Source organism: Streptomyces sp. CNQ329 (genome assembly GCF_000482585.1).
On sequence record NZ_AXVU01000006.1, the window covers coordinates 86,900 to 103,105 of the forward strand.

Annotated in this window: 7 protein-coding genes and 1 pseudogene; 3 read left to right on the top strand and 5 right to left on the bottom strand. The window is 73.7% G+C overall.

Annotated features, from left to right (window positions below; translation table 11 throughout):
- Positions 1-175: 175 nt before the first annotated feature.
- The 5 genes and pseudogenes from I003_RS31540 to I003_RS0105690 form a co-directional block, all read right to left on the bottom strand.
- Positions 176-2,393: pseudogene (locus tag I003_RS31540) on the bottom strand (ATP-binding protein); the annotation flags it as partial.
- Positions 2,394-2,706: 313 nt separating this feature from the next.
- The gene (locus tag I003_RS35915) at positions 2,707-2,877 is read right to left on the bottom strand and encodes a hypothetical protein (RefSeq protein ID WP_158688939.1); all 171 of its coding nucleotides are present in this window, start codon (positions 2,875-2,877) and stop codon (positions 2,707-2,709) included.
- A gap of 215 nt (positions 2,878-3,092) precedes the next feature.
- Positions 3,093-6,008 carry an SARP-family global regulator AfsR gene (gene afsR / locus I003_RS0105680; RefSeq protein WP_027770625.1) on the bottom strand — a complete coding sequence of 972 codons (2,916 nt, stop codon included), beginning with the start codon at positions 6,006-6,008 and terminating at the stop codon, positions 3,093-3,095.
- A gap of 665 nt (positions 6,009-6,673) precedes the next feature.
- Positions 6,674-8,161, bottom strand: coding sequence for a CehA/McbA family metallohydrolase (locus I003_RS0105685; RefSeq protein WP_037720191.1), 1,488 nt, complete (start codon positions 8,159-8,161; stop codon positions 6,674-6,676).
- Between the two features lie 180 nt (positions 8,162-8,341).
- Positions 8,342-8,755 carry a hypothetical protein gene (locus I003_RS0105690; RefSeq protein ID WP_486584100.1) on the bottom strand — a complete coding sequence of 138 codons (414 nt, stop codon included), beginning with the start codon at positions 8,753-8,755 and terminating at the stop codon, positions 8,342-8,344.
- 79 nt (positions 8,756-8,834) lie between these two features.
- On the opposite strand from I003_RS0105690, the gene I003_RS0105695 reads away from it, so the two are divergent.
- The 3 genes from I003_RS0105695 to I003_RS0105705 all read left to right on the top strand — a co-directional run bounded on the left by I003_RS0105695 (position 8,835) and on the right by I003_RS0105705 (position 16,063).
- On the top strand, positions 8,835-9,755 hold the full coding sequence (locus I003_RS0105695; RefSeq protein ID WP_027770628.1) for an LLM class flavin-dependent oxidoreductase: 921 nt from the start codon (positions 8,835-8,837) through the stop codon (positions 9,753-9,755).
- A gap of 94 nt (positions 9,756-9,849) precedes the next feature.
- Positions 9,850-12,513, top strand: coding sequence for a bifunctional FO biosynthesis protein CofGH (locus I003_RS0105700; RefSeq protein WP_027770629.1), 2,664 nt, complete (start codon positions 9,850-9,852; stop codon positions 12,511-12,513).
- Between the two features lie 154 nt (positions 12,514-12,667).
- Positions 12,668-16,063, top strand: a complete 3,396-nt coding sequence (locus I003_RS0105705; RefSeq protein WP_486584101.1) for a tetratricopeptide repeat protein — start codon at positions 12,668-12,670, stop codon at positions 16,061-16,063.
- The last annotated feature ends 143 nt before the right edge of the window (positions 16,064-16,206 follow it).

Consider the following 16,206-nt stretch of genomic DNA (forward strand, 5'->3'; position numbering starts at 1 on the left):
GGGTGGCGAGGTCATCGCCGGCATTGCGCCGGGCCGTCCGGATCCCCTGACGCTGCTGCGGCGGCCCGCATACTTCGCGGCTGCCGTGCCACTGGGAAACGGAGGGCTGGAGGGCTCCCGGGCACCCCGGGACTGATGCCCTGGCCGGCCTCAAGGCCACCGCGCCGTGGCGCGCCTATGCCTGTAACGCCTGCGTCGATCCGGACTCGCGGAGTTGGCGGGCCTCCGACAGACATGCCTGGGCGCGGTCGGGCTGGCCGAGTTCGCCGAGGGCGCGGCCGAGTACGGTCAGCACGCTGCCGCGGTGCCAGTCGCCGCCGATTCCCCGGAAGCGGGACAGGGCCCTTTCCGCGTACGAGGCCGACTCCGCGGGCGCGCGCATGGCGAGGTGGACCTGAGCGATACGGAGGTAGGCCAGTCCTTCCCACAGTTCCCTTCGGTGCTCCCGGTAGATCGCTGCAGCCGTGTCCAGTTGGGTGAGTGCTTCGGGATGCCGGCCCGCGGAGTGCAGCACGATGCCCAGGGAGTACCTGCTGTTCGCCAGGCGGAGCGGAGCGCCGGCCCTCCGGTCGATCTCCACGGTCTGCTCGGCCAGCTCGACAGCTCTGGTCGTCGAGCCCGTGTCGCTGTGGATCCGGGCGAGGTTGAGCAGCGCGCAGGACTCCCCGTCGCGGTTCCCGTCCTTGCGGTAGGCGGCGAGGGCTTGTTCGAGGCTGTCCGTAGCCTCCTCCAGGTGCCCCAGGAGGGATGCCGTGATGCCACGGTCGTTCGCGGCCTCGCCGGCCACCCAGTTGTCGTCGCAGGCAGCGGCGAGTCGGTGGGCGGCGGCGGCGTGTTCGTACGACAGCTCAAACCGGCCCGTGAACTGATGGGCGAACGAAAGGACGACGTGGGCACGTGCCCGGCTGCGGAGGTCGCCCCGCTCCTCGGCCGCCTGGAGTGCCGCCCTGGCCAGGGGCACGAACCGGGTGGAGTAAGGGCCGGACTCCGCGAGATCCTTGGCGGCGAGGAGCAACTCGATGGTGCGCGGCAGCGAATCGCCGCGGGCGAACTGGCGGGCGGCGGCGAGCAGGCACTCCGCTTCGCTGAAGAGCCAGTCCAGTGCCGCGTGGTGGGTGTCGAAGTGCAGGCCGTGGGTGGCTGGGATGCCGAGATGCCTGGGGAGGGTGTCGCCGGGGCGACCGAGTCCGTACACGTGCGCTGCCGTGGCCAGGTAGAAGTCCAGGAGGCGTTGCTCTGCCGCTTCGCGCTCCGCCGGGGGCTCGTCGCGCTCCGCGCAGGTGCGGGCGAAGAGGCGGAGCAGGTCGTGGTAGCGGTAGCGGCCCGGGGCGGCGGACTCCAGCAGGCTGGTGTCCACCAGCGTTTCGAGCAGGTCCTCGGTGTCGTCTTCGGGGCGGTCGAGGAAGGTGGCCGCCGCGTGGAGGGAGATGTCCGGAGCGTCGATGAGGCCGATCAGACGGAAGGCGCGGGCCTGTTCGGGATCGAGCTGGCCGTAGCCGACTTCGAAGGTGGCTTTGACCGCGAGGCCGCCGACGCGGAGTTCGTCCAGGCGGCGGTGTTCGTCGGAGAGCTTGCGGGCAAGGACCGCGACGGTCCACGTGCGGCGCACCGCCAGGCGGGACGCGGCGATGCGTATCGCCAGCGGCAGGAAGCCGCAGGCGGCCACGACGTCCATGGCCGCGTCGCGTTCCGGGGCGACGCGGCGGTCACCGACGATGCGGGTGAAGAGGAGGAGAGCTTCGTCCGGGTCCATCACGTCCAGGTCGACATGGTGGGCGCCGGCCAGGTCTCCCATACGGGCGCGGGAGGTGATCACCGCGGCGCAGCCCTCGGTGCCGGGGAGGAGAGGGCGTACCTGGGCCGCGTCGTGGGCGTTGTCGAGCAGGGCCAGGACACGGCGGCCGGCGATCAAAGACCGGTAGAGAGCCGCGCGTTCCGCCAGCGATTCGGGGATGTCGACGTGCGGGACGCCCAGGGAACGAAGGAACGCGCCGAGGACGGCGGCCGGTTCCGCCGGCGCCGACGGCCCCGAGCCCTGGAGGTCCGCGTAGAGCTGGCCGTCGGGGAACGACTCCCGTACGCCGTGCGCGACGTGCAGCGCCAGGGCGGTCTTGCCGACTCCGCCGATGCCGGAGACCGACGAGACCGCCATCACCATGCCGGACGCCTGTTGCAACTGCTTGGCCAGCTCGTCCACGAACGCGTCCCGGCCCGTGAAGTCCACTAATCCAGCCGGCAATTGAGCAGGCCACAACCGGGCTGGTGTGGTGGCCGCTAGTGCCACAGGCCGCTCACCTCCCTCGGCGGACCTGCTGCTGCAGTTCCGCCGACTCAGGGCCGGGCTCGACGCCCAGCTCATCGATCAAGAGCCGCCGACTGTCCGTTGAGAGCGCCGGCTCCCCGTCTGCTGCCGCCGCGGGACAGTGGGAGCATGCGGGACAGTGGGAGCGTCGGGCGTGCCCCGACACTCCCGGCCTTACCCTGCTGTCATCGCTTCCGGTAGGCCCAGCCCGTCCGACTGACAGCCGTAGAACGCGGCGCTTGGTCACCGGCGTCGAGTTGCACGGCCTGATGTCTACGGATGGCGTGGCCGGGAGAAGGCAAGGTGAGCTCCGAAGCAGGGAAAGGCCCGGCCGCAGCAGTCCCCATCTTGCTGCCACGACCGGGCCGTCTGGCCCCCCCTCGGGCCGTTCTGTTAAAGCCCTATCAGGGCTTCTGCCTGTCGAGCGGCTTGAAGACGTCCTCATCGTCGTCCTTCGCCGGGTCATCCGGCAGTGTCGGCTCGACGGTGTCGGTAGGCTCGATCTTGCGCGGCGGAACGGTCCTGCGCTTGTTCCGCTCCACCTCGGCCTCGGTCGACTTCTTCTCGTCCGGCATCTTGCTCCCCCTGTCTTTTCCTTTGGGCGTTCCGCAGCCGCCCGCCCGGCGACTCCCCCGCGGATCGCCGGACGGGCTTACGTGGCCGCTCTTCCCCTGTCGTGCCGGGGGAGCGGCCCCGCGTGACCCGCCATTCCCCCGACGTGACGAGTCACTGACAAAGAGCATGACGGCTGGTGATAAACGTTCGATGAATGACTTCGTACAGAAGACGCTCAGGCAGTCGTGGCGGGTTCCAGGAGGGCCCGTACCTCCGCCGCCTCCGCGGAGTTCGTCTTCTCGTGAAGGGTTGCGGCCTCGCTCCAGCATGCCTGCGCGCGCCCTATCTGCCCGAGCTCATGAAGGCTTCGGCCGAGGGCTGTGAGCACCTGCGCGCGGTGCCAGTCGCCGCCGATGCCCTGGAGCCGGGTGAGCGACTGTTCGGCGAGTGTGGCGGCCTTGGTGGGCCGCTGGGCGGTCAGATGCGCCTCCGCCATCCGGAACTGGGTCATGCCGTACCAGAGGTGCATCCGGTTCTCGCGGAAGAGCTTCAGCGCCGCCTCGAGTTGAGCGAGTGCGTCGTCCGGCCGGCCGGCCACGGTGAGGATGATGCCGAGGGCGTACATGCAGTTGGCCATCCGGAAGCTCGACCCGAGCTTGTGGTGGAGCGCAAGAGACTCCTGAGCGAGTTCGACGGCGAGTGCGGTCCGGCCGGCGTCGCCGTGCATGCGGGACAGGTTCGCCAACGCGCTGGCCTCACCGAGAAGATTCCCGTCGGCGCGGTACGCGGCGAGGGCGTCCTCCAAGTGGACTGCGGCTTCGTCGGAGCGTCCCTGGAGGTCAGCGATGATGCCTCGATCAGAGGCGGCATGGCCGCAGATGACTGCATCTCCGCTTGCGCGCGCCAGCCGCATGGCCTCCGCGGCGTGCTTGTCCGCCTGCTCGAAGCGGCCTGAGCCAAGGTGCGAGGCGGACAGCACATCGTGCGCCCGGCCCTCGCTGCGATGGTCGCCCAGGCGCTGTGCGGCCTTCAGCAAGTGGCCCGTGACCTGCGAGAACTGGTGCGAGTACGTACCTGACTCGGCCAGGTCGACGGTCACCATCAGGAGGTCGACGGCGCGGGCGAGGGTGCCTTCGCCTCCGAGGTGCCGTGCGGTGGCCAGCAGGCAGTTCGCCTCGCCCAGCCGCCAGTCCTGTGCGCTGTACCGGTCAGCGAAGTGCAGGCCCCGGTTCTCCTGGAGGGCGAGGTGCGAGGTGAGGTTGTCGCCCGGGCGGTCCAGCTCGTACACCCGCGCCGCCGTCGCCAGGTAGAAGTCCAGCAGCCGCGACAGCGCCCTCTCGCGCTCCGCCGGCGGCTCCTCGCGCTCCGCGCAGTCGCGGGCGAACAGCCGGACCAGGTCGTGGAAGCGGTAGCGGCCCGGGGCCGCCGACTCCACCAGGCTGGCGTCGACGAGGGCTTCCAGTAGTTCTTCGGCGTCCTCCGTCGTGCGGTCCACGATCGCCGCCGCCGCCGTGACCGAGATGTCCGGGCCGTCGGCCAAACCCAGGAGGCGGAAGGCGCGGGCCTGTTCGGGTTCGAGCTGGCCGTAGCCCAGTGCGAAGGTGGCCTTCACCGCCAGGTCGCCGACGCGGAGTTCGTCCAGGCGGCGGTGTTCGTCGGAGAGCTTGCGGGCCAGCACCGACACCGTCCACGTGCGGCGGGCCGCCAGGCGGGAGGCCGCGATGCGGATGGCCAGGGGGAGGAAGCCGCAGGCGGCTACGACGTCCATGGCGGCATCGCGTTCCAGGCCGACGCGCTCCGCGCCGACGATGCGGGTGAAGAGCAGGAGGGCTTCGTCCGGGGCCATCACGTCGAGGTCGACGTGGTGGGCGCCGGCCAGGTCCGTCATCCTCGTGCGGGACGTGATCAGGGCCGCGCAGCCCTCCGTGCCGGGGAGGAGAGGGCGAACCTGGGCGGCGTCGCGGGCGTTGTCGAGGAGGGTGAGTATGCGGCGGCCGGCGAGGACGGAGCGGTAGAGGGCCGCGCGTTCGTCGACCGGTTCCGGAATGTCGGCGTCCGGGGTGCCGAGGGCGCGGAGGAACGCGCCGAGGACCGCGGCCGGTTCGGCCGGGGACGGTCCCGAGCCCTGGAGGTCCGCGTAGAGCTGGCCGTCGGGGAAGGACTCCCGCGCGGCGTGCGCGACGTGCACCGCCAGGGTGGTCTTGCCGACTCCGCCGATACCCGACACCGAGGAGACCGCCATCACCGTGTCCGGCGCGTTCGCCAGTTCCTTGCCCAGTTCCTCCACGACGCTGACGCGGCCGGTGAAGTCCGAGACCGTCGCCGGCAACTGTGCGGGGCGTACGACGCGGAAGGGCGCCTCCCCCGTCTGGGGTTCGGCCTTCGGGGCGGCCAGTTCCTCGTCGGCCTGCAGGATGCGCTGCTGCAGCTCGGCCAGCTCGGGGCGGGGGTCGACGCCCAGTTCGTCCTGGAGCAGGCGGCGGGTGTCCGCGTAGACCGCGAGGGCCTCCGCCTGCCGGCCGCTGCGGTAGAGGGCGAGCATCAGCAGTTCGCGGAACCGTTCCCGCAGCGGGTGACCTGCGGTCAGCGCCGTCAGCTCCGAGACGGCCTCCGCGTGCCGGGCGGCGTCGAGGTCCAGCTCGATGCGGTGTTCCAGCAGGGTCAGGCGCAGCTCTTCGAGGCGGTCGCGGTGCCAGTCGGCGTACGGGCCGGGCACACCGCCGAGCGGTTCGCCGGTGAACTGGGCCAGCGCACCCGCGTACAGCTCCCGTGCCTGCGTGGCGTCTCCGGAGGCGGCCGCGGCCTCCGCGGAGCGGACCAGTTCCTCGGCGGTGGCGATGTCGACCTCCGTGCCGTGGGCCCGGATCGCGTAGCCGCCGGCCTCGCTGACCAGCGCGTCCGCACCGAGGGTCCGGCGCAGCCTGGACGCGTACGTCCGCAGTGCGGACACCGCCCGCGGCGGCGGGTCCTCACCCCAGATGCCGTCGACCAGTTCCTGGGCCGTGGCCGTGCGGCCACCGCGCAGCAGCAGCGCCGCGAGCATCGCGCGCTGCTGCGGCGTGCCGACCGGAAGGGGCTCCTCGCCGCGCCATGCACGAACGGGACCGAGCACGGCGAAGCGCAGTGCTTTCGTCTCGTCGTCGTTGGCCATGGCCGCCCCCTCCCCGGTCCCGGTGATTCCAGATAGCCAAGTCTGCCCTGCCGGTGGTGTTTTAGTCAGCAGCGTCAGCGCTCCGGCCGGGCCAATGGCCCAGTAAGTGGACGTTTTTCGGCCTTCGGGAGCACACCCAGCGCAACGGCGCGACGCGTGATCCTTGCCGTGCGCCCCCGTCCACGCACCGCGGGTGATCTGATGCCTCGTCAGGAGCCTGCTGTGGTGAGTCCGTGCCGACCACCGTGGCGAAGACGATCACGATGGACGACCATATAGGCCAAACCTGCGGGGCACGGCAGATCGGCTGGATTCTATATGTCCTCTCCAGGCGCCGCTCGTTCGGGCACGGCCGAAACAGGGGCGTCCGTAACCCGATGGCGTGGTCAAGGGGTTCCCGTGCCCTCGCGAAATGCGGGGCCGGCCGATGGCCTCCGCTTGTGGCGCGCCTGTGCGCTCTTTGCCGGTCACCGCCGAGCCATTGTCGAACGGAATAATCGAACGCGACTCCGACCGGGGGACGCCTCCGGTGTCCTCCGCAGGCGACCGGCAGCGGCGACTCCGTCACCGGAGGGCGCCGCTGCCCCGGGCCGTACGGGAGGCGGGGCGCCCTCTTCCACGCCCCGCCCCCTTCTACGTCCCCGCCCGCCCCGCGTGCCGCTGCCTCAACGCCCCAGCCAGATCGGGTTCGTCATCGCCGCCATCGCCCCCGGCAGCCCGCTGGCCCCGCCGTCCGCCACCGGATGGCGGACCTCCGCGCGGACGAACGCCGCGTACGACGGCGTCGTCCGCCACTCCACCGTCCCCGCGCCGTCCGCCAGCGTCGTCGCGTACAACTGGCCCTCGTCCGTCATGAAGCGCACCTGCGCGTCCGCCGGGCCGCCGGTGACCTTCAGCCGCACCGTCACCCTCCCGTCCGGCGCCGCCCGCAGCCGCTCTCCGATGCCGGCGTGCTCGCCCCGCGGACCCGACGCCGTGAACTCCACGTCCACGTCCGCCGATTCCGCCAGCCAGCTCCGTCCCGCCCGCAGGCCCTCCAGCAGCGCCTGCCGGGACAGGTCCTCCGCCAGCACCACCGTCTGCGGCAGGCCCACGACCTGCCCGTCCCGGTGCGCGTCGCTGTTGCCCACCGCCGGCAGCCAGTCCACCGGGTCGCGGTCACCGCCCTCGCGGCCCGCTGTCAGCGCGTTGTCCCAGGCCGCCACCGCCAGCTCGTCGTCCGCCGTCCAGGGCCCGTTCCACACCTCGACCGCGTCCGCGCCCTCGTAGCCGAACTTCCACTGGCAGCCGACGAACGGGCAGTTGGGGTGCGCCGGGACGACCAGGCCCCCGGCCGCGTGGATCTGCCGTACGTAGTGGGGGTACGCGTCGTCCCGTGCCCGGTAGCGCCAGTCGACGAACACGCCCGGGTCGGTGCCGATCGCCAGGTAGTGCCCGTTGCGTGTCGTCACCTCCTCGCCGCAGAGCACGAGCAGGTCATCGCCCCACAGTCCCTCCCACGCGGCGTGCCCGGAGGAGGTGTTGTGCTCCGTCGTCGTGAGGAAGTCGAGCTTCGCCGCCCGCGCCGCCGCCGCGGTCTCCGCGGGCGTGCGGGCGCCGTCGGAGTGGACGGTGTGCAGGTGGCAGTCGCCGCGGTACCAGGCCCGGCCGCGGCCCTTCGCGCGCTCCGGCGGGAACCGCGGCGGGGCGGTCTCGCCGGCGGGGCCGTAGCGCAGGGTGACCGTCACCTCGTAGTCGAGACCCTGCGGGGCGACCGTGTAGGGGCCGAGCACGACGTGCCAGCGCCCGGCCCGTACGGGCCCCGGCAGATACGCCGGTGTCGTCGCCGCCCGGTCCGCGCTGATCGCGAACTCCGTGCGGAAGCCGCCCGACCAGCCGCGGAAGCCCCGGCCGCCGTCGCGGGTGCCGCGCTCGTCGAAGATGCCGATGTCGAGGGCGTTGCCGGTGGTGCCCGCAGGTACCTGGGGGCGGTCGTAGCGGTACGAGACGTGGATCTCGCGCACCCCGCGCGGTACGTCGACGGGCAGGTAGACGAAGTCCGGCGCGCCGGGCTCCAGATGGCCGGTGACGGTCCGGCTGTCCTCGGAGCCGGCGGCGCCGGAGCCGTCCGGGCCGTCCGCCGCATGGGCGAAGCTCACGGGGGCGAGCGTCATCACTCCGGCGGTGGCCGCCGAGAGCTTCAGCAGGTCACGTCTGTCCACGGGTGCGGTCCCTTCGCGTGGGTTCGGCCGTCGCAGAGACGGTGCTACACGGGTCCTATACGCAGGTGACGCGGAAGGGAACAGTGCGGGACGCGCGGTCGTGAGTGACGGGCGGTGCGGCCGGGACCGGCGTCAGTGCCCGCGCCCGCGGCGGCGGTGCACGGCGTTCGCCGCGGCGCCGGTCAGCCGGTTCGCCGGCCCGGCCAGGAAGTAGACCAGCATTACGCCGCCGACGACGAGCAGCGTCGACCTCCAGCCGGTGCCGCCGCCCCCGTCCGTGGTGCCCGAGCCGCCGGACGTCGTGGTTCCGGTGCTCGACGGGAATCCCCCGGAGAACGCCGTCGTCCCCGCCCCCGCGGTCGCCCCCATCGTCGTCCCCGCGCTCATCCCCGGGTCGATGTAGCGCCCGCCGGCGCTGCTCGCGCTGCCGATGCCACCGCCGGAGGTCTGCGCCGCCGCGACCCCCGGCAGCAGGAACACGCACGACGCGACGGCGCACGGAAGCCATGACGGGAGCATCCCGAGGGGACGTCGTCGGACGAGCATCACGAACCTCCCGGATCAGGGCGGGGGAATCGTTGCCGCGGTCGTTCCCAGCGTACGACTCGCACTGGATACTGCGCGCATGCGCCTGTCCGTGACGATCTTCCTCACCGACGAGACCGTACGTCCCCCTGCCCTCGCCCGAGAGCTGGAGGAACGTGGCTTCCACGGGCTCTACCTCCCCGAACACACCCACATCCCCGTCAGCCGCGACACGCCCGCACCGATGGGGGAGCCGCTGCCCCGCGAGTACGGGCGCACCCTCGACCCGTTCGTCGCCCTCGGCCAGGCCGCCGCCGTCACCGAGCGGCTGGCGCTCGGCACCGGCATCACGCTCGTGGCCCAGCACGACCCGATCGTGCTGGCGAAGCAGGCCGCGACGCTCGACTTCCTCTCCGGCGGCCGGTTCACGCTCGGCATCGGCTACGGGTGGAACGTCGAGGAGGCCGACGACCACGGCGTCGACTGGCGCGGGCGGCGGGAGTCGGTGCGGCGGCGGATGGGGCTGATGAACGCGCTCTGGGCGCCGGAGCCCACGGCGTACGACGCGGACGCGGAGGCGGCCGGCGGGAGCGGGAGCGGGACCGGGGACGGGGCCGGCGGCTCGGTGCCGCGTACCGCCGTCCGGGCCTCCGACGCGCACCCCAAGCCCGTCCAGGCCCCCCGCGTGCGCAAGGACGCCTCCCCGCTCCACGGGCCGCGCACCCTGCTCGGCGGTCGGCCGGGGCCGGCGCTCTTCGCGCACGTCGCCGAGTACGCCGACGGCTGGATGCCCATCGGGGGCGGCGGGCTCACCGACAGCATCCCCCGGCTGCGGCAGGCGTGGGAGGACGCCGGGCGGGATCCGGAGGCGCTGGAGGTGGTGCCGTACGCCGTGCGGCCCAGCGAGGGCAAGCTCGCGTACTTCGCCGCGCAGGGCGTCCGGGAGACGGTCGTCCAACTGCCGCCCGCGGGCGAGTCGGAGGTCCTGCGCATGCTCGACGAGTACGCCCGCTTCCTCTGACCGGCCCCGTCCCGCCCGCAACCCTCCGGCCGCAACCCCCTCCGCCGCAGCCGCCGGGCCCGCGCGCCCGGCCCGGGTGTCCGTCCTGCCTCGTATGCTCGGAAAGATGAACCCGCCGTCCGTCCCCGCCCCCACCGCCAACGCCATGCGCCGCGCCCTCAGGCGCGCCCGCGACGGCGTCGCCCTCGACGTCTCCGAGGCCGCCGTGCTGCTCCAGGCCCGCGGTGACGACCTGACCGACCTCTCCGCCTCCGCCGCCCGGGTGCGGGACGCCGGTCTGGCGGCGGCCGGCCGGCCCGGCGTCCTCACGTACTCCCGCAGCGTCTTCCTGCCGCTGACCCGGCTCTGCCGCGACCGCTGTCACTACTGCACGTTCGTCACCGTCCCCGGCAAGCTCCGCCGCGCCGGCCACGGGATGTTCATGTCGCCCGACGAGGTGCTCGACATCGCCCGCCGCGGCGCCGCGCTCGGCTGCAAGGAGGCGCTGTTCACGCTCGGCGACCGGCCCGAGGACCGCTGGCCCGAGGCGCGCGAGTGGCTGGAGGCGCACGGGTACGACGACACGCAGGCGTACGTCCGCGCGATGGCCGTCCGCGTGCTGGAGGAGACCGGCCTGCTGCCGCACCTCAACCCGGGCGTGGTGACCTGGGCCGGCTTCCAGCGGCTCAAGCCCGTGGCCGCGTCCATGGGGATGATGCTGGAGACCACCGCCGAGCGGCTGTGGAGCGAGCCCGGCGGGCCGCACCACGGCTCTCCCGACAAGGAGCCGGCCGTACGGCTGCGGGTGCTGGAGGACGCGGGGCGCTCCTCCGTGCCGTTCACCAGCGGGCTGCTCATCGGCATCGGCGAGACGCCGGAGGAGCGCGCCGAGTCGCTGTTCGCGCTGCGCCGGGTGCAGCGGGCGTACCAGGGTCTCCAGGAAGTCATCGTGCAGAACTTCCGCGCCAAGCCGGACACGGCGATGCGGGGCATCCCGGACGCCGAGCTGGACGACCTCGCCGCCACCGTCGCCGTCACCCGGCTCATCCTGGGCCCCGCGATCGGGGTGCAGGCGCCGCCGAACCTCGTGGACGAGGAGTACGGCAAGCTCATCGCGGCCGGCATCGACGACTGGGGCGGGGTCTCGCCGCTCACGCCGGACCACGTCAACCCGGAGCGGCCCTGGCCGCACCTGGACGAACTGGCGGCGCGGTCGGCGGCGGCCGGGTTCGAGCTGCGCGAACGGCTCGCGGTCTATCCGGAGTTCGTCCTGCGCGGCGAGCCGTGGCTCGATCCGCGGGTGCTGCCGCACGTCAGGGCGCTGGCCGACCCGGAGACCGGTCTCGCGCGGGACGTGCGCCCGCGGGGGCTGCCCTGGCAGGAGCCGGACGGCGGCTTCGCCGCCGGCGGCCGTACGGACCTGCACCGCACCATCGACACCGAGGGCCGCACGGGCGACCGGCGCACCGACTTCGACGCGGTCTACGGCGACTGGGAGGCCCTGCGCGAGACGGCCCGGGAGGTATCCGGCGGGGCCGCGGCCCCCGCAGGCGATCCGGTCGCGGGCGACCCGGCTCCGGCGGCCGGCACCCGTGCCCCCGCGCCCGAGCGCCTCGACGCCGACGTACGCGCCGCCCTCGCCCGCGCCGCCGACGACCCCGTCCGGCTCACCGACGCCCAGGCCCTCGCCCTGCTGCACGCCGACGGACCCGCCCTCGACGCCCTCTGCGGCATCGCCGACGATCTCCGCCGCGCCACCGTCGGCGACGACGTCACGTACATCGTCACGCGCAACATCAACTTCACCAACGTCTGCTACACCGGCTGCCGTTTCTGCGCCTTCGCCCAGCGCCGCACCGACGCCGACGCCTACACCCTCTCCCTCGGCCAGGTCGCCGACCGGGCCCGGCAGGCGTGGGACGTGGGCGCCGTCGAGGTCTGCATGCAGGGCGGCATCCACCCCGACCTGCCGGGCACGGCCTACTTCGACATCGCCCGCGCGGTCAGGGAGCGCGTGCCGGGCATCCACGTGCACGCGTTCTCGCCCATGGAGGTCATGAACGGGGCCGCCCGCACGGGCATGTCCGTACGCGACTGGCTGACCGCCGCCAAGGAAGCCGGCCTCGGTTCCATCCCGGGCACGGCCGCCGAGATCCTCGACGACGAGGTGCGCTGGATCCTCACCAAGGGCAAGCTGCCCACGGCCGACTGGATCGAGGTCGTCACCACGGCCCACGACCTGGGCCTGCGGTCCTCGTCCACGATGATGTACGGGCACGTGGACCAGCCTCGCCACTGGCTGGGCCACCTGCGGCTGCTGGCGGAGATCCAGCAGCGCACGGGCGGCTTCACGGAGTTCGTCACGCTGCCGTTCATCCACACCAACGCGCCGGTCTACCTGGCGGGCATCGCCCGGCCGGGGCCGACGATGCGCGACAACCGCGCGGTGACCGCGATGGCCCGGCTGCTGCTCCACCCGCACCTCACCAACATCCAGACGAGCTGGGTCAAGCTCGGCGCCGACGGGGCGGCGCAGATGCTCCGCTCCGGCGCCAACGACCTGGGCGGCACGCTGATGGAGGAGACGATCTCGCGCATGGCCGGGTCGTCGTACGGGTCGTACCGCTCGGTGAAGGACCTCGTCGCCATCGCCGCCGCCGCGGGCCGCCCGGCCCGGCCGCGGACGACGACGTACGGGGAGGTGCCGGAGGAGCGGCGGCGGGCGGCGGAGGCGGCGGACGGCCGGCTGCCGGAGCTGCTGCCGGTGCTGGGCCAGTAGCGGACGGTACGGACCGGGGCGGCCCGTTCGGTACGTGCGGGGGCGCCCGTACCGCAGGGGAACGCCGGGTACCGGAGCCCCGGACCGGACCCGACCGGGCCTGCCCCATGCCCCCCGCCCGAGGCTCTAAGCTCGCCCCGGGGGAGGTGGCGCCGTGTCCGAAGTGCGTCCGTCCATGCAGGACTTGATCCGCGACCGCCGCCGGTCCGGCTTCGTCGGGCGGCAGCGCGAGATCGCCGCGTACCGGGATAACTTCCGCTGTCCGCCGGAGGATCCGGCGCACCGCTTCCTCTTCCACTTCCACGGCGTCGCCGGCGTCGGCAAGACGTCGTTGCTGCGCCGGCTCATCCAGCTCGCCGGGGAGCAGGGGGCGCTGACCGCGCAGGTCGACGAGGCGGTGGCCAGCGTGCCCGAGGCGATGGAGGCGATCAGCGCCCAACTCGCCCGCCAGGGCCACCCGCTGAAGGGCTTCGACCGGCTGCTCCAGCGCTACCGCCAGCGGCGCCACGAGGCCGACTCCGTCGTCGCCGCCTTCGACGGCGGCCACGGCCCGCCCGGTGCGCTCGCCGCCGTACCCGGTGTGCCGGCCCAGCCCGGCCCGGTGGGCGCCACCGCCCCCGCGGAGCAGCCGCCCGCCTCGCCCGCCGCCGGCATCGCCGCCCAGGCGGGCCTGGCCGGGCTCGGTCTCGTCCCCGGCCTCGGGGCCGTCGCCGGCGCCCTGGACCCGCAGCAGGTCGCGCAGAGCCTCGACCGGTGGCGCGCCGCGCTCTCCACCCGGCTGCGCAGCCACGACGACGTCCAGCTCGTCCTCTCCCCGCTCCAGGCCCTCACCCCTGCCTTCCTGGACGATCTGCGGGCCGTGGGCGCCGCCGTCCCGTGGCTCGCCCTGTTCTTCGACACGTACGAGCGCACCGGGCCGGTCCTCGACGCCTGGCTGTGCGACGTCATGACCAGCGACCGCTACGGCGCGCTGCCCGCCAACGTCGTGGTGACCCGTGCCGGACAGCAGCGGCTCGACCCCGCCCGCTGGCCGGCCGGCGACTTCGCGGCCGAACTGGAGCTGGAGGTGTTCACCGAGGAGGAGGCCCGCGGGCTCATCGCCGCCAGGGGCATCGCCGACACGCGGGTCGTGGACGAGATCCTGCACCTGTCCGGGCGGCTGCCGGTGCTCATCTCGATGCTGGCGGAGACGCCGCCCGCCGGGCCCGGCGGCGGGGATCCGAGCGGCACGGCGGTGGAGCGGTTTTTGAAGTGGGTGGCGGACCCGGTGCAGAAGGCCGCGGCGCAGGCGGCGGCGCTGCCGCCCGCGCTGGACGAGGACGTGTTCCGCGTCGCCGTCGCGCCGCAGGCCGCCGGGCTGTACGGGTGGCTGCGCGCGCTGCCGTTCGTCAGCGACGAGGCGGGCCGGGTGCAGTACCACGGCGTGGTGCGCTCGGCCATGCTGCGGGTGCAGCGCACCCGCTCGCCCCAGCAGTGGCGCGAGCAGCACCGCGCGCTCGCGGCGGCGCACGCCGGCTGGTGCGCGGAGCTGGAGGCGAGCCTGCCGGCCGACGGCGACCCGGCGGAGGACCGCTGGACGGACGAGCGGTGGTTCGGCCACCGCCGCAACGAGACGTACCACCTGCTGTGCGCCGACCCTCTGGGCGCCCTGCCGCGGGCCCGGCGTGACGCGCTGCAGGCGGCCGACGTCGGCCCGGCCGAAGCCCGGCGGTGGGCGCAGACGCTGGAGCAGGCGGGCACGGACGCGGACAGCGAGCCCGTACGGGACTGGGGCAGGCTGCTGCTGGCGGCGCTGGACGAGGGGGTGCACGGAGTCGACGGGGTGTGCACGTTCCTGCTGCGGGAGGCGGAGCTGACGGAGCCGGAGCGGGTGCTTGCGTACACGCTGCGCGGGCGGGACCGCCGTAACGGCGACGCCCTCGAAGCCGGCCTCCGCGACTTCAACCAGGCGCTCACGCTCGACCCGGGCTTCACCCGCGCGTACGCGGGCCGCGGCCAGGCATACATGCTCCTCGACCGCTACGCGGAGGCGGAGGCGGACTTCACCCACTGCGTCGCGCACGACCCCGACCGCGCCTGGTCGCTGACCCACCGCGGCCGGGCCCGGCTGGCCCTGGAGCACTTCGACGACGCGAAGGCCGACCTGAGCCAGGCGATCGAGCTGGGCCCCTCCCCGATGACGTGGGCGATGCGCGGCGAGGCGCACCGCCTCACCGGCGCCCTGGAGAAGGCGCTCGCCGACTTCGACAAGGCCGTCGAGGAGGCGGACGGCGACTACGCGTACGCCATCGCCAGCCGCGCGCAGTGCTACGCCAAGCTGGGCCGGGCCGAGGAGGCGCTGGCGGACCTGGACCGGGCGCTGGAGCTGGATCCGCAGTGGTCCTGGTGCTGGACCGAACGCGGCCAGATGCACCAGGAGGCCGCGCGGTACGAGGCCGCCGTCGCCGACCACACCCGCGCGCTGGAGCTGGCGCCCGCCTACGACTGGGCGTACGCCAACCGGGGCCACTGCCACCGGGTCATGGGCCGGCTCGACGAGGCGCTGGCGGACCTGGACCGGGCGCTGGAGCTGGATCCGCAGTGGTCGTGGTGCTGGGCCGAACGCGGGGAGGTGCACCGGCTCGCCGGCCGGACCGGGCAGGCGCTCGCCGACTTCGACCGGGCCGTGGAGCTGACGCCGGAAAACCCCTGGTCGATCGCCAGCCGCGGACAGTGCCTGGTGGCCCTGCGGCGGTCGCACGACGCGCTGGCGGAGTTCGACCGGGCGCTGGAACTCGCCCCCGGCATGGCCTGGGTGTACGAAGAGCGCGGCGATCTGTACCGGATCCTCAACCGCTTCGACGACGCGCTCGCGGACTTCGACCGCGGCCTGGAGATCGACGGCACGCTCGTCTGGACGCGCATCGGCCGGGCCCGCACGCTCGGCCACGTCGGCAGGACGGCGGAGGCGCACGCCGAGATCGACACGGTCCTCGCCGGCCACCCGGGCCACCTCGGCGCGCTGAGCCTGCAGGGCCAGTTGCTCGCCCTGGAGGAGCGCTGGCAGGACGCGCTCGCGGTGCTCGACCGGGTCCTCGCGGCGGAGCCCGGGCGGGGGCCGGGGCTCGCCGACCGGGCCGAGGTGCTGATGGTGCTGGGCCGGTACGACGACGCGCGACCGGACGTCGAGGCGGGGCTGCAGAGCGATCCCGAGGACGGCTTCTTCCAGTTCGGCGAGGCCCTGCTGGACCGGGTGACGCGGGGCCCGCAGCCCGCGGAGCGCTGGGCGGCGGCGGAGGCGCGGATGGTGGCGGTGGCGGAGTGCGCCTCCGCCGTGGACGCGGTGTCGTGCCGGCTGATGTGCCGCGCCGCCGCGGGGGACTGGGCGGCGGCGGAGGCCGCGCTGGCCGAGTTGGGCTCCGGGGCCGCGTACTGGCTGCTGCTCCAGGACCTGCGCACGGTGTTCCTCGTGCTGGCCGCGGCCCCGGACACCACGGCGGCTGACCGGGCCCGGATCGAGGGGTATCGGCGGGTACTCGGCGATGTGCTCCGCGCCCTGCCCGGCGCTTGACGCACCCACGCCTTCCGGCCTCCCGGTTTGCCTCGATTACAGTGCTGGGCCGGAGCACGTGCCGACAGCGCGGAACGTGACGGCGCGAGACGCAGAGCACCAGACCAGAGAGCACCAGACCCAAGCGAGACCTGACCGAACGT

Coding starts and splice junctions, on each gene's coding strand:
- I003_RS0105700 (WP_027770629.1), top strand. CDS start 9,850: ATGCTCGGAAAGATGAACCCGCCGTCCGTCCCCGCCCCCACCGCCAAC.
- afsR (WP_027770625.1), bottom strand. CDS start 6,008: ATGGCCAACGACGACGAGACGAAAGCACTGCGCTTCGCCGTGCTCGGT.
- I003_RS0105690 (WP_486584100.1), bottom strand. CDS start 8,755: ATGCTCGTCCGACGACGTCCCCTCGGGATGCTCCCGTCATGGCTTCCG.
- I003_RS0105685 (WP_037720191.1), bottom strand. CDS start 8,161: ATGACGCTCGCCCCCGTGAGCTTCGCCCATGCGGCGGACGGCCCGGAC.
- I003_RS35915 (WP_158688939.1), bottom strand. CDS start 2,877: ATGCCGGACGAGAAGAAGTCGACCGAGGCCGAGGTGGAGCGGAACAAG.
- I003_RS0105695 (WP_027770628.1), top strand. CDS start 8,835: ATGCGCCTGTCCGTGACGATCTTCCTCACCGACGAGACCGTACGTCCC.